The sequence below is a fragment of the Streptomyces durbertensis genome, from assembly GCF_014156695.1.
GTDB lineage: Bacteria > Actinomycetota > Actinomycetes > Streptomycetales > Streptomycetaceae > Streptomyces > Streptomyces durbertensis.
Map to the genome: position 1 here is coordinate 1 of NZ_WMLF01000693.1, position 1808 is coordinate 1808.

1 protein-coding gene is annotated in these 1808 nt (G+C 75.3%); it reads left to right on the forward strand.

All coding sequences use genetic code 11. The features are described 5' to 3' along the window. Positions 1 to 45: 45 nt before the first annotated feature. The gene (locus GL263_RS25970) at positions 46 to 1692 is read left to right on the forward strand and encodes an alkaline phosphatase D family protein (RefSeq protein WP_182858180.1); all 1647 of its coding nucleotides are present in this window, start codon (positions 46 to 48) and stop codon (positions 1690 to 1692) included. Positions 1693 to 1808 lie beyond the last annotated feature (116 nt).

Below are 1808 nucleotides of genomic sequence, written 5' to 3' on the forward strand. Positions count from 1 at the left end.
GTACGTGACAGCGAGACGCCACGCCGCCGCGCTGCACTCGCTGCCATGACGCACTCCGCGAGCGCAGACCGCGAACTCCGTGCCTACGTACGTCACCTCAACCGCCGCCGGTTCCTGACCGTCGCCGGCGCGGCCTCGGCGATCGCCTTCGCCACCAACCTCCCCGACACCAGCCGGGCCGTCACCCCGCTGCCCGGCGCCGCCATCCGCACGCAGCCCTTCACCCTGGGCGTCGCGTCCGGCGACCCGCTGCCGGGCTCGGTGGTGCTGTGGACGAGACTCGCCCCGGACCCGTACCAGCCCGACAGCGGACTGCCGGACCGACCCGTGCCCGTCCGCTGGGAGATCGCGCGCGACGCCGGCTTCCGCCGCCGCGTCGGCTCCGGAGTGGCCACCGCGCACCCGGAGTTCCACCACTCCGTGCACGTCGAGCCCGACGGCCTGGAGCCGGCGACCACCTACTACTACCGCTTCCACACCGGCGGTTGGACCAGCCCGGTGGGCCGCACCCGCACCGCGCCGGGACCGGACGCCGACCCCGCCCGGCTGCGCTTCGGCGTCGTCTCCTGCCAGCGCTACGACCAGGGCCACTACACCGCCTACCGGCACCTGGCCGAAGAGGACCTGGACGCCGTGCTGCACGTCGGCGACTACCTCTACGAGTACCCGGTGAAGAGCACCGGCGGCGCCCGCGGCTACCCGGCCGGCACGCTGCCCGCGCACTTCGACCGGGAGACGACGACACTCACCGACTACCGGCTGCGCTACTCCCTCTACCGCCGCGACGCCGACCTGCGGGCCGCGCACGCCGCGCACCCGTGGATCGTCACCTGGGACGACCACGAGACGGACAACAACTACGCCGGCGGCATCCCCGAGAAGCCCGAGGAGAACCTGCCGCCCGCCGAGTTCCTGCTGCGCCGGGCCGCCGCCTACCGCGCCTACTGGGAGAACATGCCGCTGCGCGCGCCGCAGCGCCCCGACGGGCCCGACCTGCGCCTCTACCGCCGGCTGCGGTACGGACGCCTCGCCCAGCTCGACGTGCTCGACACCCGGCAGTACCGGGACGACCAGGCGAACGGCGACGGCTGGAAGCTCCCCACCCCGGAGTCGGAGGACCCGGCGCGGACCATGCTCGGCGCCACCCAGGAACGCTGGCTGCTGGACGGCTGGCGGGAGTCCCGGGCGGTGTGGAACCTCGTCCCGCAGCAGGTGGTGTTCGCGCGGCGGCGCAACCGGGTGGCCGGCCCCTGGCCGCTGTCCATGGACGCCTGGGACGGCTATCCGGCGGCCCGGGCACGCGTGTTGCGCGGCGCCCGCGAGGCGGGTGTGCCGAACCTGGTCTTCCTCACCGGCGACGTGCACGTGCACTACGCCTTCGACGTCCCCCACGACCCGGCCGGTCCGGCCGGTCCGGACAACGGCGTCGCCGCGGTGGAGCTCGTCACCACCTCCGTCTCCAGCGGCGGCGACGGCGCGCGGCGCCCGGCGAACTGGCAGACGCTGATGGACGCCAACCCGCACCTGCGGTTCTACGACGGCCGGCGCGGCTATCTCCTGGTGACGCTGGACGCGCGGCGGCTGCGGGCGGACTTCCGGACGGTCGACCAGGTCACCGCACCGGGCGCGGGGATCAGCACGGCGGCGTCGTTTGTCTGCGAGGCCGGCGCGCCAGGTCTGCGCCCGGCCTGACCGCCGACCCCGGCCACCGCCTGACCGCCGACCCCGGCCACCGCCCGGTCGGCGCCGCCGGCCCGTCCGGCCGGCCCGGCGGGAACCCGTTGGGAACCGGTCCGCCGGCCTGGGAG